Here is a 24227-nt window from a genome sequence, read left to right as displayed (position 1 = left end):
ATAGTAAAGGCTACTGCAATAAAATTATATTTTAAGGGGTGAATAATGTGGCATATGATTTAGTTTTAAAAAATGGATTTATAATAGATGGGACTGGAGAAAGTGGTTTTTATGGAGATATAGCTATAAAAAATAATTTAATAGTAAGAATAGATTCTGAGATAAATGATGATACAAATAAAATGATAGATTGTCATAAAAAAGTTGTAACACCTGGATTTATTGACCCTCATGTTCATGAAGAAATAGTAGCAATACTAGATGGTAAATTTGAAAAATTCCTAAAACAAGGTGTTACAACAACTATAAATGGTAATTGTGGTCATTCTATAACACCATATTCTTCTGAGAATATATATGAATATATGTATAAGAATGGTCTATTACTTGAAGAAGAAAAAAAGTATCTTATAGATAAAAATAAGCATTGGGATAGTTTTATAGAATATTGTGCTCTTATATCTAAGAGTGGAATAGCTATTAATATGGGATTTTTATTGGGTCATGGGACTATAAGATGGAGTGTTATGGGAGGGTCTAAAGATAGACCTCCTACAAAAAAAGAAAAAAATGAAATTACAGATATAATAAATGATGGCATGAAAAGTGGTGCTTTTGGAATATCTACTGGATTGGCATATATACCAAGTAAGTATGCTGATATTGATGAACTTGTTGATATTGCAAAGTTAATTAAGGAACATGATGGTATATATACATCTCATATTAGAGATTACATAGGAAGATATAATGCAGTAAAAGAGACTATAGAGGTAGGTCAAAAAAGTGGTGCTAGAGTCCAAGTATCACATTTAAGTCCAGTTGAAATAGAAGCCTTTGATGAGATATTAAAAGCTAGATACAATGGTGTTGATATAATGGTTGATACAGTACCAAGAAGTTCTGGTCATTGTATGAAGAAAAAAAGAGTACTTCAATTTATTATGGCAATATCATCTAGTTTGTTTGAATTAGGTATGGATGGAGTTATGGATGCTCTTAGTAATGAAGAAGGAAGAGCTTTGATATTAAAAGAGGCATTTATACTTGGAGATAGAGGAAGTATAATACTTCTAAATACCAATGATATTGATATGGAAAAGAAATCAATACGTGAAATAGCTATGCAAAAAGGTATAGATGAGAATAAGTTATTACTAGATTTACTTTTATATGGAGATGAAGAACTTATATTTTGCCTAGGAGGAATGTACAGGGGAGATTTTCCTGATAAATTACATGATAAAAAGATAATAAATAATCCATTTGTTATGGTTGGTTCAGATTGTTTGTTTAGTGTAGGTGGAGATATGTCATGGTTTGAGCTTCAAAGAAGAGGGGCATTTCCAATTTTCTTTGATATGTATAAAAAATCAGGTGTAAGATTGGAAGAAGTAGTAAGAAGGGTAACTTCATTACCAGCTAACCAGTTTAAAATAAAGGATAGAGGTATACTTAAAGAGGGTAAAATAGCTGATATAGCGGTTATTGATATGGAAAACTACGGCTATCCTAGGTCTGAAGAGATTGACTTCTCAAATCCACAGTTATTAGCCAAAGGTGTTGAATATGTAATTGTAAATGGAAAAATTGCATTAGAAGAAGGTAAAGTTACTAAAAATCCATGTGGTGAAGTATTAAAAAGATAGATTATTAAAAAGATAAAGTATTAAAAAATAATAGAAATTTAGAAATTAAATAAATAGCTAGTAAGAAAAAACGAAGTTTGAATATTATTTAAATAAAAATCACTCTTCGTTTTTTCTCGTAATAGTAATAGATATTAATTTATAGCAATAATAAAAAGCATGAGTAATAAGAAATGTACAAAAAATAATTTACTTTTATAATAAAAAATTAAGATTTTTATTTATTGAAATATGTAGAAAAATTGGGAAAATAAATGGTTATAATTTTGAAAAATAAATTTTTTGTAAGTATGTAAAGATAAACTTTTTACAAAAAAATGTTAAAAAAATATCTAATAAAAGAGAATTTAAATATCAGAGAATGAGAAAATAATAAAAAATAATTATTTTTTTTATATATATTAAAATAATATTGTATTATAAAATATATGTACTATGTCTGATTTAATTAAATAAACAATAAAATATTTATATTTATCCAATAATTAAAATTTTTATGATTATTATATATATCTTTATTTATTATATTTACTGAAATAGTGTTATATGGCTAAAATAAGAAGTTGTATATATTTTATAGAAATAAATATTAAACTGAATTTCGATAATAAAATAACAAAAATTTGAAAATTAAAGTATTTTAATACTGATTTTATTCTACAAATTGATTATTATTTTTACTTTAATAATTCTAAATAAAACTAAAATTAAATTGTCAGAATAATCTTGACAGTATAAAATCGTGACTGTATAATACAATTAAAAATCGGATTAATTACCTAGCTTACAAAAAATAAAAATGATGCTAAAAGCAAACGTTTTATTTTTTTAGTAACTAATCCTCCGCCACTCCTTAAATTAGAGCTTTTCTAATTTCAAAATGTATTACTAAAACTTCATAATGTAACTGTGCAATATTTATTAGGCTCTAACTTTTAAGGTTACTAATAATTTATTACATAGCTCCATACATTTGGCGGCAATGGCGGGAGCGATAAGGGGTAAGATATGGAAAATTACAAGTATGGATTTAATGACAAGCCAAAGCTTCTAACAGCAATACCGCTTAGTATGCAACATGTTTTTTCTGCTTTTGCAGGTACTATGTCAGGTGCTATTTTAGTAGCTGTGGGCATGGGTCTCTCACTAAGTGAGACTGCATTTTTGATTCAATGTTCGATGTTGATTGCAGGAGTGAGCACCATACTGCAATCTATGGGAATTGGACCAATAGGGTCACGGTTGCCAATTGTTACTGGTGGAAGTTTCACCTTTGTAGCACCATTAATTGCCTTAAGTACAAATAATGATGTTGGTATTGCTGGAGCTTTTGGAGCAGTACTTGTAGGAAGTCTAGTTTTAACTTTAGTAGGACCTCTTGCAGTAAAATATTTACATAAATATTTTACACCTACTGTTACAGGAAGTGTTGTTTTGGCAGTAGGGTTATCACTTATGAGTTCTTCATTTGACTACGCAGTATCTTTTGATGCTCATGGACCTAATGTAGTTGCTAATTTTTCTTTAGCTATATTCACATTATTATTAACACTCATTTTAAATCAATTTGGAAAAGGTTTTCTAAAAGTAGCATCCATAATAATTTCAATAGTAATAGGGTATGTAGTAGCAATAATATTTGGTATGGTTGACTTTTCTAGTATGGCACAAGCAAATTGGTTTGCAATGCCAAAACCTATATACTGGGGATTGGAGTTCAACTTGGGCGCTATTATAACCATATGTACAATTCATATTGTTACAGTTATGGAAATAATAGGAGATACGACAGGTGTTGTCAGTTCTGTTGAAAACCGTCTACCTACACAAAAAGAATTGATGAGAGCTGTGAGAGCAGATGGAGTTGGAAGTTGTTTTGCAGCCTTGTTTAATGGGCTTCCAGTTATATCAGGTAGTCCAAACATAGGAATAATTTGTATGACAGGAGTTGCAAGTAGGTACATAGTAGCACTTGGAGGAGTAATGTTAGGCGTATTAGCATTTTTCCCAAAGTTTGCCCAGATATTAGCTTTAACACCAGACCCAGTTATTGGAGGAACATTAGTTATGATGTTTGGAACAATTGCATCATCAGGTATTAAGGTTATTGGAATGGGAAAGATGACAAATCGTAATATAACAATTTTAGCAGTCTCATTGGGCATTGGTATGGGTGGTTATTTTAATCAAGCTGCATTAGCATTTTTACCAAGCATTGTAGTCACTTTAATGACTGGTATATCTGGAACAGCTTTATTATCTTTAATACTAAATATTGTATTGCCTAAGGAAAAAGAAGATGTAGTGGAAAGTAAAGTAAGTTGTAAAGCTTAGAGAATGTAATTCTAAAGGATATCCAAGAAGGAGCGCCTTGCTTCTATTTTTTTTACCAAAAATAGAATTGAACTTTGAAGGAAACCTAATAGCTTGCATTTGAGCAGAATATAATCTGAAAGGATATCCAAGAAGGAGCGCCTTGCTTCTATTTTTTTTACCCAAAAACCTTAAAAAACTAAATAATCAAAAGATATGATACTCATTTTAATAAAAGTATAATCTGAAAGGATATCCAGGAGGAGCGCCTTGCCCCTCCTTTTTTAACAGTAATTATGGATTTTACTTGTCAAAGGAGAGTAAATAACTTGGATAAATTAATCAAAGATTAAATTTCATAGAAAATATTAAAATTTAAATTATGTGGGGAGAAGGTGGAGATTATAGATGTTATTGAACTTGATATAAATGGCAGATTGAGAAAGGTGAGTATAAAAAAAAGCTGGACTTTACTTTATGTTTTAAGAGAAGTGTTTAATTTAACTGGAAGTAAGTGTGGATGTAGTACTGGTGATTGTGGAGCTTGTAAAATAATTTTAGATGGAGAAGCAGTTAATTCATGTCTGATTCTAGCAAGAAACGCAGTTGGGAAAAAGATATTGACAATTGAAGGGTTGTCAGATGGAATCAATATACATCCAATTCAACAAGCATTTATTGATTGTGGAGCTGTTCAATGTGGATATTGTACTCCAGGGATGATAATGTCGGCAAAAGCCTTACTAGACAAAAATCCAAATCCTTCTGAGGAAGATGTTAGAAAGTCTATAGATAACAATCTTTGCAGATGTACAGGATATGTAAAAATTGTTGAGGCTATACTTTTATCAGCAAAAAGGATGGGGGGGGGTATAACCTGTGAGTAATAAATTTAAAATTATTGGTGAGAGAGTCCCAATAAGAGATGCTGTACTTAAAGCTACTGGCCAACTTAAATATACTGCGGATATGAAAATTCCAAATATGCTTTATGCTAAGGTTTTATTCAGCCCTATAGCGCATGCAAAAATTAAAAAAATAGACACATCAAAAGCTGAAAAATTAGAAGGTGTAAAAGCCATAGCCACTTATAAAAACTCACCTCAAAAAGCCTTTAATAGTGCAATGAGATTTTATGAACATGAGTTGCCAGAGGTTGAATATATCTTTGATGATACTGTTCGTTTTGTTGGTGATAAAGTTGCAGCTGTTGCAGCTGAAGATTTACAAACTGCTGAAAAAGCATTGAAGCTTATTGAGGTTGAATACGAAGAATTACCATCAGTATTTAATCCAGAAGAAGCAATACAAGAGGGTGCATATCCAATCCATAAAGGTGGAAACAAACTTGCAGTAAGTGTACAACAGTGTGGAAATATTGAAGAAGCTATGAAAAAAGCTGATTATATTTTTGAAGATAAGTATACACTTCCAGCTATACATCATGGTGCAATAGAAACTCATGTGGCTATTGCAGATTATGATTACAGTGGAAAACTTACTGTTTATAGTCCTAATCAAAATACTTTTGGCTTTAGGATAATCTTATCTAAGTTATTTGAAGTACCAATGAATAAAGTTAGACTAGTAAGTCCAGCTATTGGAGGAGCTTTTGGAGGTAAATTAGAGATTACAATTGAGCCAATTGTAGCATTATTAGCAAAACTATCAGGTAGGCCAGTCAAACTAGAACTTAACAGGAGAGAAACTATTGCTTCAACAAGAACTAGACATGGTGCAGTTGTATATCTAAAAACAGGTGTTATGAAAGATGGTCAAATTGTAGCACAAGATATGAAAGTTCTAACAAATACAGGAGCATATGCATCAAGTGCTTTAAATGTAATTGGAGCAATGAGTCATAAAGTATTTAAAGCATATAAGATTGAAAATATGAGATATACAGGAATACCAGTGTATACAAACACACCAATTGCAGGAGCAATGAGAGGATATGGTTCTCCACAAGCTTTTTTTGCACAACAATCCCAACTAAATAAAATTGCAAAAAAACTAAATATGGATATTTTAAATTTACAGCTTAAGAACTTAGTTGAACCAGATGGAATAGACCAACGATTTAAAAGTCCTCATGGTAATCCAAGACCAATAGACTGTATAAAAAAAGGTGCTGAAATATTTGACTGGAAAAAACAAATAAGACAGCAAAATGAATCAAATGGTAGGTTTTTAATTGGTGTAGGTATGGCAGTTGGTTCACATGGAAATGGATGCTTTGGGGCACATAGAGATATAACAGCCTTAATGTTGAAAATGAATGAAGATGGTTCAGCTGTATTATATACAGGTACTCATGATATGGGAAATGCATCTGTAAGTGTCCAGGTGCAAATTATATCTGAAGTACTTGGAATAAGCCAGGAAAAAATAGAATGTATACAGGCAGATACAGAAGCATCACCATGGAATTTAGGAGATTACGCAAGTAGAGGAGTTTTTGTATCCGGAAATGCAGCTTTAAAAGTAGCAAACTCAGTAAAAAAAGAGCTTTTAAAAGAAGCATCCCAACTCTTAAAAGAGGATGAAGAATATATAGAATTTAAGGACGATAGAGTTTATTCTATCAAAAATAACAACAAACAAGCCACTTTATGCGATGTCATGATACATGCTCAAAGGGTAAGTTTAAGAGAGATTATAGGAGCTGAAACTTTTGCATCTCAAACTGGAGCAAGTTCATATGGTGTACATTTTGCTAAAGTTGAGGTTGATACTAAACTGGCAAGTGTAAGAGTTTTAGAATATGTTGCAGTACATGATGTGGGTAAAGCTTTGAACCCAATGTCTGTAGAAGGTCAGATTGAAGGAGCAATTCAAATGGGAATAGGATATGCGTTAACTGAAGCGCTTGAGTTTGATAATAGAGGAAAAATAAAAGCTAATTCATTTCGCTCGTATCATATGATAAAGGCTAGTGAAATGCCACAAATAAAAGTTGGAATGATAGAATGTGGAGAACCTGGAGGTCCATTTGGAGCTAAGAGTATAGGTGAATGTTCTGTTGTACCATCAGCACCAGCAGTAGCAAATGCAGTAGCAAATGCGTTAAACTGTGATTTTTATAGTTTGCCATTAAAGAAAAATATTTTAATGGATAATATAAATATTTAATGTTGTTTTATACAAAAGAAATTAGTTATACAAAGTAAAAAGATATTTATTTAAAATACTTTAGATATTGAAATGTAAGACATTTTTCTAAATATAAGTTTGAATTATAAGAATGTAGAGGATGTGATGGATTGTGAATTTAAGATTTAAAGATAAGGTTGTTGTGATAACAGGAGGAGGGCAAGGATTAGGGGCAGGATTTGCTTTAGATTTTGCTATTGAAGGAGCAACAGTAGTCTTAATTGGTAGAACTAAAAGTAAATTGGATAATGTTGCAGAAAGAATCATTAAATCTGGTGGTAAAGCCTTTGTTTCAGTTTGTGATGTAAGCAAACCAGAAGAAGTAGAAGTTTGTTTTAGTGAAGTAATAGATAAATTTGAGTGTGTAGATGTATTGATTAATAATGTAGCTCTCCATAAATCAGCTCCAGTAGTTGATACTACAATTGAAGATTGGGATGCTCAGATAAAGACTAATTTAAGTGGAACTTTTTATTGTACTAAGGCTGTTCTTAGAACAATGATTGATAAAAAGTATGGAAAAATAATAAATATTAGTTCTACAGCAGCAAAACATTTTTTTCCAGGTTTTGGGGCATATGCTGCTTCTAAAGGTGGGATGGTAAGTTTTACTCAAACTTTATCAGAAGAAGTAAAAGAGTATGGAATCAATGTAAATGCAATATATTTAGGTATGACTAATACTGAATATACAAGAAAAAGATTTGACTATGATGATGCAGTTACGATACCACTTGAAGAAATGTTGCAAGTGGAAGAAGTATCAAAAGTTGTAACTTTCTTAGCATCTGATGAAGCAAGTCCAATAATGGGAGCTGCAATTGATGTATGTGGGAAGAAGGCATAAATAAAATATATATTGAGAGGTATAAAGATGATAAGTTTAAACAAGAAAGCTATGGTGGTAGTAAGAGAGATACTGGAAGATGCAGAAGCATTAGGGTGTGAAGTTGTTAAGATGGATTGTGGAGCAACTATAATTGATATGGGATTAAATTGTAGTGGAAGCTGGAAAGCAGGTGTTTTATTTACTAGGGCTTCTATAGGCGACCTAGGAACAGTATCATTAGGAGATTTTAAATTAAATGATGAATATTCTTTCTCAGCAGTTGAAGTATTTATAGATAAACCATTGATTGCATGTATGGGTTCACAGATTGCTGGATGGAAACTTGGAGAAGGTGAATTTGCAACTATTGGGTCAGGACCAGCAAGAGCTTTAGCAAGAGTTAAATCAGACTGGTATTTTGAAATGACTCCATATAAAGACACTTATCATGAGGCAGTCCTATGTATCCAAGATATAAAATATCCTAATGATGAAACGGTCTTAGAGGTTGCAAATGCTTGTAAAGTAAAACCAGAAGACACATATATATTAATTTCACCAAGTACATGTATTGTAGCATCAATGCAAGTGTCAGCAAGAATTATTGAGCAAGTATGCCATAAGATGTTTGAAAAAAACTTTGATGCAGGTCAAATTGTACTTGCTAGAGGAAAAGCACCAATCGCACCTGTATTAAAAGATGAACTTAAGACTATGGGAAGAATAAATGATGCATTGATTTATGGTAGTGAAACTGAGTTTTGGGTGGATTCGACTGATACTGCTATTGCAAAAACTATACACCAGTTGGCAGGGAAAACTTCGTCTCCAAATTATGGAGAGTTGTTTGAAGATGTATTTGAGAAGGCAGGAAGAGACTTTTTCTATGTAGACCATGATGTACACTCAATAGGCAAAATACAGATACATAATATAAATACTGGGAAATCATTTTCGGCAGGAGAAATAAATTACTCAGTACTTGAAAAAAGTTTCTTAAAATAAACAACTTAAAAATTTATTGATTCAGGGGGAGATAAGATGGCATTAGGTAAGTTAAGATTAGAAAAATTATACCGTGACATGGTTATGATTCGCAGATTTGAAGAAGTAATAGAAGTATATGCTGCCAATGGAACAATACCAGGATTTGTTCATTTAAGTATAGGGCAAGAAGCTTGTCAAGCAGGCATAGTTGATGCACTTAGAAAAACAGATTATAAATTTCCAGACCATAGAGGTCATGGAACTATAGCACTTTGTGGTACTGACCCAAAACTTGTAATGGCAGAAATTTTTGCTAAGGCTACAGGAATAAATGGTGGTAGAGGCGGTTCAATGCATATAAATGATATTGAATGTAGAAATATGGGGTTTAATGGAATACAGGGTTCAACTATGGTAACTTGTCTTGGTACAGCTTTTGCATCTGTGTATAAAGAAACAGATGATGTTACAGCAGTATTTCTAGGAGATGGAACTTTAGGAGAAGGAACTTGCCACGAAAGTCTTAATATGGCAGCAACATGGAAACTTCCTATAATATATTGCCTACTTAATAATCAATATGCTATATCTACACACTATACAGATTCACATCCTCAAAAAGAATTAAAAACTTGGGGCGAGGGGTATGAGATTCCAAGTTATAGGGTAGATGGAAATGATGTAGAAGCAGTAATTGAGATAGTGGAAATAGCAGCAGATAGGGCAAGAAAAGGTGAAGGACCAACTTTAATAGAATTTCTCACTTATCGCTGGCAAGGTCATTTTGCAGGAGACCCAGCAGCATATAGACCTGAAGAAGAAGTTAAGTATTGGAAAGATAGAGACCCAATCAAGTTAACTAGAAAGATACTTATTGAAAGAGAAGGTATGTCAGATGAATCACTTAAGCAAATAGAAGAAGAAATAGAGGCTGATGTTCAAGAAATGCTGAGATTCTCATTGGAGAGTCCATCACCAGATATTAAAGATGCAGTTACACACACATATGTTGATAGAGAGGTGGAGATAAGATAATGGGAAGAAAACTTTCATATGGAATGGCAATAAATGAAGCACTTCATCAAGCTATGGAAAATGATGATAGAGTTTTTATACTAGGTGAAGATGTAGCTAAAATGGGTGGAGATTTTGGGATTACTAAAGGAATAATGGCTAAGTGGCCAAATAGAATAAAAGATACAGCTTTATCAGAATCAGCTATATTGGGATTATCAAATGGTGCAGCACTTTGTGGACTAAGACCAGTTCCAGAGATAATGTTTGCAGATTTTTTGGGAGTTTGTTTTGACCAACTTGTAAATAATGCAGCAAAATTAAATTTTATGTTCCAAGGAAAAGCACATTGCCCAATTACTGTTCGTGCTGTACAGGGAGGTGGTATACGCTGTGCATATCATCATTCAGTTTGTGCAGAGTCATGGTTTATGAATACACCTGGGCTTGTAGTAGTTTCACCAACAACACCTTATGAAGCTAAAGGGATGTTGCTTTCAGCTATAAAAAACGATAATCCTGTATTATTTTTAGAACATAAAATGCTATACAATGTTAAAGGAGAAGTGCCAGTTGAGCCATATGAAATTCCTCTATATGAAGCTGAGATTGAAAAAACTGGAAGTGATATTACTATAGTAGCTACTCAAATGATGTTAGGGTTAGCACATAAAGCAGCAAGTCAACTTGAAAAAGAAGGGATTAGTGTAGAGATAATCGACCTTAGAACTGTATTTCCTTATGATAAAAAAACTATAGTAGAGTCAGTTGCGAAAACTAGTCGATTGGTTATTGCTCAAGAAGGTCCAAGAGTTGGAGGATGGGCTGCTGAAATATCTGCAATGATAAATGAAGATGTATTTGAGTATCTAAGTGCACCAATAAAAAGAGTTACATCAATTGATGCTCCAGTAGCATATGCACCAGTTTTAGAGGATTTTGTTCTACCAAAATTAGAAAATCTAATTAAGGCTTGTAAGGAAGTTATGCAATATTAGTCAGGGGAGGATAAACAATGATTACAGAGGTTAAGATGCCGAAGTTTGGTCTTTCTATGGAGGAAGGAACAATTGGCACATGGTTGATTGAAGAAGGAAGTGTAGTAAATAAGGGTGATGAAATTTTAGAAGTTGAAACTGACAAGATTACTAATACTGTTGAAGCACCAGAAAGTGGGGTATTGAGAAAAAAATTTTTTGAAGAGGGCGATATTGCTAATTGTGGAGAACTAATTTGTATAATTGCAGAAGCCAATGAAGATATTAGTGGATTTAACTTGATAGATAAAACTGATAATGAAAAAGAGGTAGATATTTTAAGTTTAGAAAATGCAACTAAGAAAAAAGATTTAAATATAGAGAAAAAAATAACTCCGAGAGCTAAAAAAATAGCTGAGGAAAAAGGAATTAACTATTCAAATATAGAGGGTACAGGAATACATGGTTCAATAACAATTGATGATTTGAAAAATTTCATGAACAATAATCCAGTAGAAGAAGTTATGGAAGTCAATCAAAATAAAGTAGTAGAAAAAGAAGTACGGCAAGAAGTTACCAATATTTCTCAAGTTAATAACATTAAGGTAAACATAGGAGAAAATGATTTGGTAACTAAGATGACACCAATGCAAAATGTAATAGCAAAAAAAATGCATGAGAGTTTATTGACAACAGCTCAAACTACAATTGCCACTGAATTAGAAATTACTAACTTATCAAAAGTATATAAAGGATTGAAAGAAAAGTATAAAAAAGTAGGAGTTAAATTAAGTTATACAGCTCTTATAATAAAGGCTGTAGCTGAAGCACTTGAAAATCATCCTAAACTTAGAACACAAATAGTTGATGAAAATCATTTTAAAGTAAGTAGCGAAATTAATATAGGTGTAGCTGTAGATATTCCAAATGGCTTGGTGGTACCTATAATAAAAAATGCAAATTTAAAAGACTTAAAAACAATATGTATTGAACTAAGTGATTTAAGTGATAGAGCTAAAAATAACAAGTTAAATTCTGATGAAATGAGTAATGGAACTATTACTATAACTAACTTAGGGATGTTTGGAATAACATACTTTACCCCAGTATTAAATACACCAGAAAGTGCAATTTTAGGTATTGGAAGTATAATAGAAAAAGTTCTTGTAAAAGATGGTGCATTTTACGCTGGTTCAACAATGAATATGAGTTTAACTCATGACCATAGAGTAGTAGACGGAGCTCCAGGAGCACGTTTTCTTCAAGAAGTCACACAAAATCTTTTAGATTTTAGATGGATGTAATTCAGCCAGATTTAAAGTGATTTTATAGTATACCAGTAATCTGACAGATAGTTTGTTATGCGTTTCTCGAAAGATTTTTTCTCTCCAAACTATCTGTCAAAATTAAGATATAGCAAAAAATTATATGGAGGTTACTACATGAGAAAAGTAGATTTGATAATTAAAAACGCTTATCTAATTTCAATGAATAATGAGAGGGAAATACTAAATGATGCTTGTATAATAATTGAAAAGAACAAGATAATTGATATAGGAAAGAAGAATTTACTAGAAAAATACATCTCTGAAAAAATTATAGATGCTAGAGGTAAATTTGTTTTACCTGGATTTATAAGTACTCATTCTCATCTATTTCAGACTTTGCTAAAGGGATTAGGAAGAGATAAATTATTGTTAGACTGGCTTGATAGCTCTGTTAGAAGAGCTATACATAAAATAGATGAAGAATGTTGCTATTATGCAGCTTTAACAGGATGTATAGAAGCAATTAGAACAGGTACAACTACTATACTTGACTATATGTACTGTCATGGAAAAGAAGGTCTTGATGATAGTATAATTCAAGCATTTGAAGACTTAGGAATAAGAGGAATACTTGGTAGAGGATTTACAGATACAAGTAAATTCCCAAAAGAATTTGGTTGTACCTATCATGATACAGAACAAAAGTTTTTTGATGATGTCAGAAGATTAGAGAAAAAATATAGAGACCACTCGAGAATAAGTTTAGCATTAGCTCCTGGTATTATATGGGATAACACAGAAGAAGGATACAAAGAAATGAGAAATATAGCCAATGAGCTTCATATTCCAATAACTATGCATTTACTTGAGACTAAGGACGATGATAAATACTGTTTAGAAGATAGAGGTATGAAGACTGTGCCATATCTTGAAAAAGTAGGAATTTTAGGGCCTGACTTTATTGCAGTCCACTGCATACAAATGTCAGATGAAGATATAGAGTTATTTAAAAAATATGATGTTAAAATATCTCATAATCCAGTATCTAATATGGTTCTAGCAGCAGGAGTAGCACCAATTCCAAAGCTTATTGAAAATGGATTGACTATAAGTTTAGCTTGTGATGGCTCAGCGAGTAATGATACTCAAAATATGTTAGAAGTAATGAAAATGACTACATTATTACAAAAAGTTACTCATAGAGATGCAAAGCTTTTACCTTCGTCAAGTGTACTGGAAATGGCAACACTTGGAGGAGCAAAATCCATAAATAAATTAGACTGCTTAGGGTCAATAGAGATAGGAAAAAATGCTGATATTATAATTTATAATCCATATAAAAGTGCAATTTCTATACCAGTTCACGACCCAATTAGTTCATTAATATATTCATCTACTCCAAATAATATAGAAACTTCTATTATAGATGGAAAAGTAGTTATGGATAAGAATCAAATAGTTAATATAGATGAAGAAAAAGTAATCTATAAAACTTAAAAAATATCAAGTAAGTTAATAGAGGATGTTGGTCTAGGAAATATGCAATGGGGAAAAAGAATTTATGGATTATAAAAAATAATTGAGAGAAGGTGGTCAAAGTATGAATAAGCTTGAGTTTTTCAATATACCAAAACATAACTTAAAAATAAATGTATTAAATAGAAATGAAAAGATATTAGACAATATAAAAGAAGAATCTAATGAAAATATCTGTATACCAGATGCTTTAGAGTATTATACAGAGTTGTTTTTTCCAAAATCAAAAGATAAAAGACCATATATATTTTCATCTATGGTGCTTTCATCTGATGGAAAAATGGCATATGAAGACAATAAAGCAGGCCCTTTAATTGGAAAAAATAATTTTGTTGATCCAGATGGAGCCTTGGCAGATTTTTGGGTTTTAAATGTTCTAAGAGCATATTCAGATGCTGTAATTATAGGGGCTAGAACGTTGCAAAATGAACCTGGGATAACATGCCATGTATTTGATGAAAGTTTGACACAGCAAAGAAAAGACTATTTAAATAAAAAATATCAGCCATGTGGAGTAGTAGTTTCTTTTGATGCTAGAGATATTCCATTTGACCATTATACATTTAGAGTTGATAAGAGTCAGGAATATAAAATGGTTATAGCCACATCTCCAAATGGTTGGGATTATATAAAAGAAAATTCTCCTTTAAAACACATATGTATAGGGAGTTTTAATTCAATTAAGGATGTTGATGATTATAAATTTGAAGAATTATACAAAGATTTTGATGTTTGTCCTGTAATTGTTACTGGTAAAGATAGTACTCCAGACTCTAAGATATTACTTTATGTACTTAAAAGTCTAGGGATAGAAAAAATGTGTATCGAATCTCCTTCATACTGTACTCACCTAATTGAAAATGAATTATTAGACGAATATTTTATGAATTATTCCATGGTATTTGTTGGTGGAAAAATGACTCCAGGCTGTACAACAGCTTATAGCCATTTAGAACATCCACATTCGGAACTATTGATAGTAGGAATGCATAGAAATAATTTTATTTTTACACGTCAGAAACTTTGCTATGGTATTAAAAATAAAGTAGATTTAACAAGCTATAAATATTGATACTAAAATTTTAATTATAGATATTAATATCTATAACTTAAAAGGAGGAAAAATAAATATGAACGCTGATTTAATCGTAATTGGTGGTGGTCCAGGTGGGTATGTTGCAGCGATTCGAGGAGCTCAACTGGGGTTAAAAGTTATAATTGTAGAAAAGAATGAATTTGGAGGTACTTGTCTAAATACAGGTTGTATTCCTACAAAGACACTATTTAAAGATGCACAGGTTTTAAATTATTTTAATTATGCTGAAGAATATGGGATAAAAGTTGATGAATATAAATTAGACTTGGAAAAAGTTCAGAAAAGAAAGAAACATATAGTTAAGACCTTAACTAGTGGTGTAAAAGGATTATTAAAAGCAAATAAAGTGACTGTAGAAAAGGGAGAAGCAAAGTTAATAAGTAAGGATTCTGTAGAGATAAAATTAGAAGATGGCTCAAAGAAGATAATTAAAGGAAAAAATATTTTAATTGCATCTGGTTCAAAATCTTCTAAGCCTCCTATTAAAGGGATTGATTTGGAGGGAGTAATAACAAGTAAAGAAGCTTTAGAAATGACTAAGTTGCCTCAGAAAGTAGTAATAATTGGAGGAGGAGTTATAGGAATTGAGTTTGCAGGAATTTTAAATGAATTTGGTTCAGATGTAACTATAGTTGAGTTCTTGAATAATATAATTCCTATGGTTGATAATGAGGTATCTAGTAGGTTAACTAAACTACTTAATAAAAGGGGGATTAAAATACTACTTTCATCAAAAGTAGAAGAAATATCTAAGAGTGATAAAGAACTAGTAGTAGATATAAATCAGAATGGAGAAAAAACAAAGATTGCTTGTAATAATGTACTTGTATCTACAGGAAGAGAGTTAGATGTAGATGGACTAAATCTAGATAATTTAGGCATCAAATATGATAAAAAGGGAATAAAAGTCGATGAAAATTACTGTACATCTGTACCAGGTATTTATGCAATTGGAGATGTAATTGGAGGAATAATGCTTGCACATGTTGCATCTGAAGAAGGCAAAGTAGTTGTTGAACGAATTGTAGGGGAAAAAACAAGTGTAGATTATGACTTAGTACCAAATTCCATTTTTACTTTTCCTGAGGTATCTACAGTTGGATTGTCTGAAGAAGAAGCCAAAAATAAAAACTTAGACTATGTCGTTGGTAAATTTCAGTTTTCTGGTAATGGAAAAGCTCTTACAATGAATGATTCAGATGGTATGGTTAAGGTAATTGCTTCAAAAGATAAGACTACAATATATGGGGTTCATATCATAGGTCCTAATGCTAGTGATTTAATTCATGAAGCTGTAATTGCAATGAAAGCAATGTTGACAGTTGAAGAAGTTGCAAGTACTATGCATGGACATCCAACCTTATCAGAAGCTTTTGCAGAAGCTACTATGGGAATAGTAGGTAAAGCAATACATGTACCTCCTGCTAGAAGGTAGTCTTGCAAGAAGTAAAAATGAAGAGTGGTTATATGCAAGAATATTATGTTGAAAGTACTTAAATGTAAAAAGCATTTAAATAAAAAAGTAGTCAAATATTAAAGAGGGAAGTATATAATATGAAATTAAAATCATTTGAAAGACCTTTATTTATTGAAGAGCTAACTTTTAGGATAGATACTAAATTAATAGAAAAGTACTTACAATTAGATTATGAGATTTGGATTAAAGGTCTAGAATTATTAGAAGGATTTGCTGGTTCTGAGATATGGATTAGTGAAAGTAATCCAGGAGAAATAACATCAATAATATATTGGACAGATTACAAGTACTATAAAAATATTGATAAAGATTGGCTAAGTGATAGAAAGAAAAGAATGTCTGAATTAATGGGAGAAGGAAATTTAGAGTTTGTAAGAGCAGAGCATGATGTCAATAAAAAGTATAAACTTAGAGAATATAAATAATAAGATTAAGTGCACTAAACAACTATACATAAATAATATTTTAGTTAAAATAAATATCATTTAAGTTAAGAATTAACTAGATTAAGATGTGTATAGCTCAAAATTAATTGTTAATAAATTCATGGTCGTAAAGAAAAATAAAATTTATGGGAGGATTTATTTTATGAAAGAGCACGATACATCAAAATTTCATCTAGAGGGAAAACCGCCTTTTAAGGAAGCTTTACCTTTAGGATTACAGCATTTTGTTTCAATGATAGCTGGTAATATGGTTCCAGCTATGCTTATATCGAATATAGTAGGGCTTGATAAACAGATGTCAACTATGCTTATGCAAGGTGCTATGTTGGTAGCTGGAATAGCAACTTTACTACAATTGTACTCAATACCACTATTTAAAGGGCATAGGCTTGGTTCAAAGCTTCCTGTAATAATGGGAACAAATTATGTGTTTTTAGGTGCATGTCTTTCAGTAGCTGGCAAATATGGGCTTAAAGCTCTTTTTGGAGCTCAAATTGGAGGGGCAATAGTAGTGTTTTTTATAGCCTTTGGAATTAAGAAGATAAGACATTTATTTACTCCAATTATAGCAGGTACAATGATTGCCTGTATGGGTATTAGTCTATTTCCAACCGCTGTAAAAAATTTAGCTGGGGGAGAAGGCTCAGCCACATTTGGAGAACCTATAAATTTCGCAATAGGACTTATAGTTGTTGTAGTCATAATTTTGCTTATGAAATTTGGCAAGGGTTTGGTTCAAGATGCTGCAATTTTAATAGGTATAATATTTGGTTATTTAGTATCACTTGCATTTGGATTGGTTGATTTTTCTGCAATTCAAGGGACATCAATACTTTCTTTTCCAAAGCCATTGGCATTTGGTCTAGAATTTAGACTTGATTTGATATTAATGTTTGCCATCTTATTCATGGTAGCTATAGCTGATATGATGGGAGCAGCAACAATTGCTACAATGGGAGCTATGAATAGAGAGGTTACAGATAAAGAATTAGAGTCTGCTACAATGGGAAATGCATTAACATCTATAATTGCATCTGTATTTAGTTCAATACCAACAGGAATATTTGGTCAAAATGCTGCAATTGTAGCTATAAATAAAGTTACTAGTAGATTTGTATTGTCAATTACAGGAGTAGTATTAATTTTAGTTGGATTTTCGCCATTATTGGGTGCAATAATAACTACTATACCTTCATGCATAATAGGAGGGGTCGCTTTAATCGTATTTTCATCAATTGCTATGGCTGGTTATGATATGATAAGTCAATGTGGATTTACGTCAGATAACAATCTTATAGCAGGAGTTTCAATTACCTTAAGTATAGGGATAACTTCAGTTCCTCAGACTTTAGAAAAGTTTCCAGAGATTATTAGAACCTTAGTTGGAAATTCTTGTATAGTATCAGTATTTATTGTAGCAATGATAATTAAATATATATTATCAATAAAATCGAATAAGTCTAATGATATAAACATAGAGGCTTAAATTAAAATTTGTGGGAGGTATAGTTATGGCTAAGATACTAGGAATATGTGGAAGTCCAAGAAAAGGAGCAACTGAATATGCAATACTACAAGCTTTAGAGGAAGCTAAAGAAATACCAGGAATAGAAACTGACTTTTGGACTGTAAGAGGAAAAAATATAGGTCCATGTATACATTGTGATGCTTGTATGAGAAAAGCAGAAAAATGTACTATACAAGATGATATGGGCGAACTAGAGAAAAAATTGTTAGAAGCAGATGGATTTATAATAGGTTCTCCTGTTTATGATATGGGAATAACTGCTCAATTGACTGCTGTGTTAAATAGATTAAGACATATGTATTTAGTACATGGATGTAATTTGCAAAATAAAGTAGGAGCTGCTATAACTACTGGTGGAACTAGATATGGTGGACAAGAAATGGCCAGATTACCAATAATAAATTTCTTTTTAATGCATGAGGTATTGGTAACAGGAGGACTTATTGGAGGATACACTGGTGCTAGTATTTGGAGTAAAGATGCAAAAGAACAAGGCGCAAAAGATGATGAAGTAGGCATGAATACGATAAAAAGACTTGGGAGAGGTCTAGCAGAAGCTGTTAAAATATCTAAATATGGTCTTGAAAAATGGAATGTTGAAAAAGAAGAATTAGGAATAACAAGTGAAACTGAAAAAAGTCCTGTAAAAGACCACTAAAATTTATATTGCCCATACGTAAAATTTAATTAGCCCCTCTTAATATATGATACAACCCATCATAAATATTAAGAGGGGTAATTTTGTATTTAAAATTATTTGTAATAAAATAAGATATATTAATAAATATGATAGAATATATATTATAAATTAAATTTTATAAATATAAGGGGGGAACTTTGAGTTCTTATAAATTTCTTATGTTATAAGATTATAAGGGCCAATATTTTATGCGGGAGTTATTAAATGTAACACTTATAATAGTACTTGTTTTAATAAATGCATTTTTTGTAGCTTGTGAATTTGCTATGGTAAAGCTTCGTAGTTCTAGGATAGATACTATGATAGCTGAAGGTAATAATAATGCTAAAAGGTGTAAAATAATAAAAGATAATCTAAATTCATATCTTTCTGCATGTCAACTTGGGATAACACTTTGTTCACTTGCACTAGGATGGATGGGAGAATCTACAGTTAAAGAGTTAATATTGCCAATAATAAGTATATTTAATCTTAGTGAAAGTGTTATATATACAATATCAATTTCTATTTCCTTTTTAATTATAACAATGGTAGAAGTTGTAATAGGGGAGCTTGTTCCTAAAGCCTTAGCACTTTATAATACAGAGAGAATAATGCTAAGTACATCTTTTTTGTTGATTGGATTTTATAAATTGACATACCCAATAATATACTTTTTTAATCTAAGCACTGATTTATTTCTTAAGCCATTTGGATATTCACAAGCAGATGAAGTTGATGAGCCACATACAGGTGATGAAATAAGATTATTAGTTGAAGAAAGCTATAAAAGTGGGCTTATAGATGAATCAGAGCAAAGATTAGTTGACAATATTTTTGAATTTGAAGAAAAGAAAATTAGAGAGATAATGGTACCTAGAACTGATATGATTTGTATATATGAAAGTGACTCGGAGGAAAAGATATTATCTATTTTGAGAGATGAAGGTGTTACTAGGTATCCAGTATGTAAGAAAAATAAAGATGATATATTAGGATTTGTACATATAAGAGATTTGTATAATCAAAAAATAAACAGAAATAAAATTGAACTAGGAGAAATACTTAGAGATATTATATATATATCAGAAAATTGTACTATAGATAAGGCTCTTGAGAAATTAAGAAAAGAAAAACTCCAACTTGCTATAGTGGTAGATGAATATGGTGGTACATCTGGTGTAGTAACAATTGAAGATATACTGGAAGAGATAGTAGGAGAAATTCAAGATGAATTTGATAAAGAAGAAACTCATATTAAAAAAATAGGAACAAGTTCTTACTTAGTTGATGGAACTGAATCAATCAATGATATCAATAAATACTTTGGGCTTGATATAGAACATGATGGATTTGATAGTATAGGTGGTTGGATATCCTATATGCTTGGTTCAAACATTAAAGTAAATCAAAGTGTAACTTTTGAAAATTACAATTTTACTATATTAGAATTGGATAAATTGAGGGTTGTAAAATTAATCATAAAAAGTGTAATATAATTATATCAAAAAATATTGGAGGAATTGTATGCAAAAAGTAGAAGGAATTATTTTTGATATGGATGGAGTTTTGTTTGATTCAGAGAGAATCTCTCTTGAATTTTGGATAGAGACATTTGAAAAGTATGGATACACTATGACTAAAGAAATATATACATCTGTTATGGGAAGGAATCGTAAAGGGATAATAGAAGGTCTTACTAAGATATATGATAGCTCTGTGCCGATATTAGATTTGTATGATGAGAAAACTAAAAATATGATTGAATTTATGGATAGAGAAGGAGCTCCTATCAAATTAGGAGTTAATGAATTAATATCTTTTTTAAAGAAAAATGGGTATAAAATGGCAGTTGCAACTTCTACAAAACGAGAAAGAGCAGTTAAAAGATTAGCCAAAGCAAATTTAAAAGAATACTTTGATGCTATAGTTTGTGGAGATGATGTTGTAAACTCTAAGCCAAATCCAGAAATATTCTTAAAGGCAGCCAAAAAGATAAATGTTAATCCCGAAAATTGCATTGTTATAGAGGATTCCCCTATGGGAGTAGAGGCTGCTTATAATGGGGGTATAAAATGTATAAATGTACCTGACTTAAAAGAACCAGATGAACAAATTAAAGAACAATCACATAAGATACTTGAAAATTTATTGGAAGTTAGAGAATACCTAAAAAGTTTAGAATCTAAAGAATGTTGTAGCCTATAATATGAAATATTAAATCAAAGAATTTAAATTTAATTTCTTTGATTTAGAATAAATCCATGAATATGAGAAAAAATAATTATAAACAATTAGGAGGAATATTCATGGATAGTGTAGGTTCTCTATTATATTTTTTATTTAATTTTTTCTTGTATGGTTTTATAGGTTGGATAATTGAAAATTTATATAGTTATTTTACTCAAGGTCATTTTCAAGAAGATGGATTTTTGAATGGTCCGTTTAAACCAATGTATGCAATTGCAATGTCTATTATAATAGAGGTCTCAAGGTTTATTGACCCAAATAATATATTTGCATTGCTTTTACTATGTTTAGTAGTGCCAACAACAGTAGAGTACATCACAGGCATAATTATGAAGGTATATTTTAATAAGGTATATTGGGATTATTCAGACTATAAGTACAATAATAGAGGAATAATATGTTTAAAATTTTCTATGTACTGGACTATATTGACTTTTATTGGAGTAAGGTATCTTCAAGTGTATGTAGTTGATAATTTATATAGTTTAATAATACCTTATTGGCCAATTATAGCAACTGTATTATTGATAGCATTGTTTGTGGATGAAATTTTTACTATAAAATTCCTGAGAGGAAATAGAGATATAATATAACTTTAGAAGTATAAGGTAAGTTTAGATTGTAGTTAAAAGAAAGCTATGCTAAAATGGTGAAATCATTTAAAGTTAGCTTTCTTTTTTATTTGATGAAGTTAACATTCTAATAAGTTTCAAAAGTTTATATAGAGTATTATTTATTATATGGTATTACTTATTTAAAATAAATTATAAAAAATGAGGAGTGTTTGAATGGTGAGTAAAATAAGATTTTGTATTATTGGTACAAGTAATATATCAAAACTATTTTTAAGAGCTGCATCTAGGATTGAAGAGTTTGAACTAGTTGCTGTATATTCAAGAGATTTAGAAAAAGCTAAGGAATTTGGAAAGATGCATGGGGCAAGTCTGTTTTTTGACGATTTAGAAACCATGGCTAAATCAGATGTTATAGATGCTATATACATAGCTTCTCCAAACGCAATGCATTCAAAACAAGCTGTTACCTGTTTAAAACACAAAAAACATGTGTTGTGTGAAAAATCATTAGCATCTAACTTAGAGGAAGTAAAATTAATGATAAAGGTTGCAAGGGACAATAATGTATTGCTTATGGAAGCTATGAGAATTACATGTGTTCCAAATTTTAAAGCAGTTAAAGAAAATTTACATAAGATAGGTAAAATAAGAAGATTTTTTGGAAGCTATTGTCAGTATTCTTCAAGATATGATAAATATAAAAATGGAATTATAGAAAATGCATTTAAAAAAGAACTGTCAAATGGTTCATTGATGGATATTGGAGTGTACTGCATACACCCTATGATAAATCTATTTGGTGCTCCAAAATGTGTGAAATCATTTTCTCATATGCTTCAAACTGGAGTAGATGGAGAAGGTTTGGCTATATTCCAATATGATGGTATGGATGCAGTAGTTCAGTATTCTAAAATAGCTGATTCTTATATACCATCTGAGATACAAGGAGAAAAGGGAAGTATAATAATTGAAAAACTTAATTTGTTTGAAAGGGTGGTTATTAGATATAAAGATGGAACTGAAGAAGATATATCTATTTTAAAGGAAAAAGAAGAAGAGAAACCTAGAGAAATAGAAGGAATATATCATGAACTTATTGAGTTTATAACTCTTATAAATAATAATAAAATAGAGTCTGGTATAAACTCACATGAAAATTCAAAGATAGTAATGGGAATTATGGATGAGATAAGAAGACAAGGAAAGATTGTCTATCCAGCTGACAGTCTGTAATTTATTTAAAAATATATAGGATATGAGGTGGTAAATATGGAGAATATAAATTGGGCTATATTGGGTCCTGGAACTATTGCATCAGAATTTGCACAAGCTATGAGTGAGGTGAATTGTAAAGTGTATGCTGTTGCTTCAAGAAGTCTTGAAAGAGCAAAAAACTTTGCAAATAAGTTTGATATAGAAAATGTGTATGATGATTATGATAAAATGCTAGAGAATAAGAATATAGATGTAGTGTATATATCTACTCCACATTGCAATCACTATGAATATATAATGAAAAGTCTAAAAAATGGTAAACATGTGTTGTGTGAAAAAGCTATAACAGTAAATGGAAGTCAACTAACTGATATTATAACTTTAGCTATTGAAAAGAACTTAATAGTAGCAGAGGCGATGACTATTTATTATATGCCTTTATATAAAAAATTAAAGGAGATAGTAGAGTCTGGAAGTTTGGGAAAAATTAAAATGATACAAGTATCCTTTGGAAGTTGCAAGGATTATGATGTTAATAATAGATTTTTTAGTCAAGATTTAGCTGGTGGGGCATTGCTTGATATTGGTACATATGCACTTTCATTTGCTAGGTACTTTATGTCATCTCAACCGAATGAAATTTTAACAACTGTTAAGAAATTTGAAACAGGTGTGGATGAACAATCTGGAATAATTTTAAAGAATTCTGAGAATGAGATGGCTGTAATATCATTAACTATGAGAGCTAAGATGCCAAAAAGAGGTATTCTTGCATGTGAATTAGGATTTATAACTGTAGAAAATTTCCCAAGAGCATCAAAAGCTACAATAACTTATACAGATGGTGGAAGAATTGAAACTCTAGAATATGGTGATACAGAAAAAGCTTTAAAGTATGAAATTGAATATGTCAATAATTGTATATTAAATAAAACAAAAGCCAATACTCTAGAATCATCTATAGATGTCATGAATTTAATGGATGAAATAAGAAAGCAATGGGGATTAAGATATACTTTTGAGTAAATTTAATTTTAAAATAAGTTAAATTGTATACACAATTAAGTATTAAAATGTCAAATTATAAAAAGAAGAAAATCACTAAAAATATTCCTTTTTCAGTGAATTTCTTCTTTTTTTTTACAAATTTGTAACAGAATAAAAAAAAGTTTTGGAGATTTTATTACAATTTTGTAGTTGAATATATACATTAAAACTAATATGATTAATAATAA

At 30.7% G+C, this 24227-nt stretch carries 20 protein-coding genes; all 20 read left to right on the top strand.

Features of this window, described 5'->3' with window-relative positions:
• Window positions 1-47: 47 nt before the first annotated feature.
• Complete coding sequence (locus tag IC214_RS04500) at window positions 48-1649, top strand: amidohydrolase family protein (protein WP_227866296.1); 1602 nt, start codon at window positions 48-50, stop codon at window positions 1647-1649.
• A 1008-nt stretch (window positions 1650-2657) separates the two neighbouring features.
• Window positions 2658-3983 (top strand): uracil-xanthine permease family protein, encoded by a 1326-nt coding sequence (locus tag IC214_RS04495; RefSeq protein ID WP_227434346.1) that lies wholly within the window; start codon window positions 2658-2660, stop codon window positions 3981-3983.
• A 374-nt stretch (window positions 3984-4357) separates the two neighbouring features.
• Entirely contained in the window at window positions 4358-4849 is a 492-nt protein-coding gene (locus IC214_RS04490) for a (2Fe-2S)-binding protein (protein WP_413926634.1), read from the top strand.
• Window positions 4842-7094 carry a molybdopterin cofactor-binding domain-containing protein gene (locus tag IC214_RS04485; protein ID WP_227866295.1) on the top strand — a complete coding sequence of 751 codons (2253 nt, stop codon included), beginning with the start codon at window positions 4842-4844 and terminating at the stop codon, window positions 7092-7094. Before IC214_RS04490 ends, IC214_RS04485 begins: the two co-directional genes overlap by 8 nt.
• Before the next feature lie 133 nt (window positions 7095-7227).
• Window positions 7228-7962: an SDR family NAD(P)-dependent oxidoreductase gene (locus IC214_RS04480; protein ID WP_227835207.1), complete on the top strand. Its 735-nt coding sequence runs from the start codon at window positions 7228-7230 to the stop codon at window positions 7960-7962.
• A 27-nt stretch (window positions 7963-7989) separates the two neighbouring features.
• Window positions 7990-8949, top strand: a complete 960-nt coding sequence (gene mch / locus IC214_RS04475; protein ID WP_227434349.1) for a methenyltetrahydromethanopterin cyclohydrolase — start codon at window positions 7990-7992, stop codon at window positions 8947-8949.
• Between the two features lie 36 nt (window positions 8950-8985).
• On the top strand, window positions 8986-9966 hold the full coding sequence (locus IC214_RS04470) for a thiamine pyrophosphate-dependent dehydrogenase E1 component subunit alpha (RefSeq protein WP_227434350.1): 981 nt from the start codon (window positions 8986-8988) through the stop codon (window positions 9964-9966).
• Window positions 9966-10943: an alpha-ketoacid dehydrogenase subunit beta gene (locus IC214_RS04465; protein ID WP_227434351.1), complete on the top strand. Its 978-nt coding sequence runs from the start codon at window positions 9966-9968 to the stop codon at window positions 10941-10943. Before IC214_RS04470 ends, IC214_RS04465 begins: the two co-directional genes overlap by 1 nt.
• Before the next feature lie 17 nt (window positions 10944-10960).
• Complete coding sequence (locus IC214_RS04460; RefSeq protein ID WP_227482059.1) at window positions 10961-12226, top strand: dihydrolipoamide acetyltransferase family protein; 1266 nt, start codon at window positions 10961-10963, stop codon at window positions 12224-12226.
• 138 nt (window positions 12227-12364) lie between these two features.
• A complete protein-coding gene (locus IC214_RS04455; protein ID WP_227866294.1) occupies window positions 12365-13687 on the top strand; it encodes an amidohydrolase in 1323 nt (440 codons plus the stop codon).
• Window positions 13688-13790: 103 nt separating this feature from the next.
• Window positions 13791-14798 (top strand): dihydrofolate reductase family protein, encoded by a 1008-nt coding sequence (locus tag IC214_RS04450; RefSeq protein ID WP_227866293.1) that lies wholly within the window; start codon window positions 13791-13793, stop codon window positions 14796-14798.
• Window positions 14799-14856: 58 nt separating this feature from the next.
• Window positions 14857-16257 carry a dihydrolipoyl dehydrogenase gene (lpdA, locus tag IC214_RS04445; protein WP_227866292.1) on the top strand — a complete coding sequence of 467 codons (1401 nt, stop codon included), beginning with the start codon at window positions 14857-14859 and terminating at the stop codon, window positions 16255-16257.
• Between the two features lie 119 nt (window positions 16258-16376).
• Window positions 16377-16724 carry a TIGR03792 family protein gene (locus IC214_RS04440; protein ID WP_227824339.1) on the top strand — a complete coding sequence of 116 codons (348 nt, stop codon included), beginning with the start codon at window positions 16377-16379 and terminating at the stop codon, window positions 16722-16724.
• Between the two features lie 163 nt (window positions 16725-16887).
• Complete coding sequence (locus IC214_RS04435; protein ID WP_227862960.1) at window positions 16888-18231, top strand: solute carrier family 23 protein; 1344 nt, start codon at window positions 16888-16890, stop codon at window positions 18229-18231.
• Window positions 18232-18256: 25 nt separating this feature from the next.
• On the top strand, window positions 18257-18931 hold the full coding sequence (locus IC214_RS04430) for a flavodoxin family protein (RefSeq protein ID WP_227866291.1): 675 nt from the start codon (window positions 18257-18259) through the stop codon (window positions 18929-18931).
• Window positions 18932-19161: 230 nt separating this feature from the next.
• Window positions 19162-20451 (top strand): hemolysin family protein, encoded by a 1290-nt coding sequence (locus tag IC214_RS04425; RefSeq protein ID WP_227434359.1) that lies wholly within the window; start codon window positions 19162-19164, stop codon window positions 20449-20451.
• A gap of 28 nt (window positions 20452-20479) precedes the next feature.
• Window positions 20480-21160 carry an HAD family hydrolase gene (locus IC214_RS04420; protein ID WP_227434360.1) on the top strand — a complete coding sequence of 227 codons (681 nt, stop codon included), beginning with the start codon at window positions 20480-20482 and terminating at the stop codon, window positions 21158-21160.
• A gap of 101 nt (window positions 21161-21261) precedes the next feature.
• On the top strand, window positions 21262-21795 hold the full coding sequence (locus IC214_RS04415) for a putative ABC transporter permease (RefSeq protein ID WP_227434361.1): 534 nt from the start codon (window positions 21262-21264) through the stop codon (window positions 21793-21795).
• A gap of 195 nt (window positions 21796-21990) precedes the next feature.
• Complete coding sequence (locus IC214_RS04410) at window positions 21991-23010, top strand: Gfo/Idh/MocA family protein (RefSeq protein WP_227830876.1); 1020 nt, start codon at window positions 21991-21993, stop codon at window positions 23008-23010.
• A 36-nt stretch (window positions 23011-23046) separates the two neighbouring features.
• A complete protein-coding gene (locus tag IC214_RS04405; protein WP_227824333.1) occupies window positions 23047-24018 on the top strand; it encodes a Gfo/Idh/MocA family protein in 972 nt (323 codons plus the stop codon).
• Window positions 24019-24227: the final 209 nt, after the last annotated feature.

It is taken from the genome of Clostridioides sp. ES-S-0190-01, from assembly GCF_020658275.1.
In the GTDB taxonomy this organism is placed as follows: Bacteria; Bacillota; Clostridia; order Peptostreptococcales; family Peptostreptococcaceae; genus Clostridioides.
This window is presented reverse-complemented; position numbering and strand designations above follow the sequence as displayed.

Coding starts and splice junctions, on each gene's coding strand:
- mch (WP_227434349.1), top strand. CDS start 7,990: ATGATAAGTTTAAACAAGAAAGCTATGGTGGTAGTAAGAGAGATACTG.
- IC214_RS04465 (WP_227434351.1), top strand. CDS start 9,966: ATGGGAAGAAAACTTTCATATGGAATGGCAATAAATGAAGCACTTCAT.
- IC214_RS04420 (WP_227434360.1), top strand. CDS start 20,480: ATGCAAAAAGTAGAAGGAATTATTTTTGATATGGATGGAGTTTTGTTT.
- IC214_RS04470 (WP_227434350.1), top strand. CDS start 8,986: ATGGCATTAGGTAAGTTAAGATTAGAAAAATTATACCGTGACATGGTT.
- lpdA (WP_227866292.1), top strand. CDS start 14,857: ATGAACGCTGATTTAATCGTAATTGGTGGTGGTCCAGGTGGGTATGTT.
- IC214_RS04430 (WP_227866291.1), top strand. CDS start 18,257: ATGGCTAAGATACTAGGAATATGTGGAAGTCCAAGAAAAGGAGCAACT.
- IC214_RS04450 (WP_227866293.1), top strand. CDS start 13,791: ATGAATAAGCTTGAGTTTTTCAATATACCAAAACATAACTTAAAAATA.
- IC214_RS04495 (WP_227434346.1), top strand. CDS start 2,658: ATGGAAAATTACAAGTATGGATTTAATGACAAGCCAAAGCTTCTAACA.
- IC214_RS04440 (WP_227824339.1), top strand. CDS start 16,377: ATGAAATTAAAATCATTTGAAAGACCTTTATTTATTGAAGAGCTAACT.
- IC214_RS04435 (WP_227862960.1), top strand. CDS start 16,888: ATGAAAGAGCACGATACATCAAAATTTCATCTAGAGGGAAAACCGCCT.
- IC214_RS04460 (WP_227482059.1), top strand. CDS start 10,961: ATGATTACAGAGGTTAAGATGCCGAAGTTTGGTCTTTCTATGGAGGAA.
- IC214_RS04410 (WP_227830876.1), top strand. CDS start 21,991: ATGGTGAGTAAAATAAGATTTTGTATTATTGGTACAAGTAATATATCA.
- IC214_RS04455 (WP_227866294.1), top strand. CDS start 12,365: ATGAGAAAAGTAGATTTGATAATTAAAAACGCTTATCTAATTTCAATG.
- IC214_RS04405 (WP_227824333.1), top strand. CDS start 23,047: ATGGAGAATATAAATTGGGCTATATTGGGTCCTGGAACTATTGCATCA.
- IC214_RS04415 (WP_227434361.1), top strand. CDS start 21,262: ATGGATAGTGTAGGTTCTCTATTATATTTTTTATTTAATTTTTTCTTG.
- IC214_RS04425 (WP_227434359.1), top strand. CDS start 19,162: ATGCGGGAGTTATTAAATGTAACACTTATAATAGTACTTGTTTTAATA.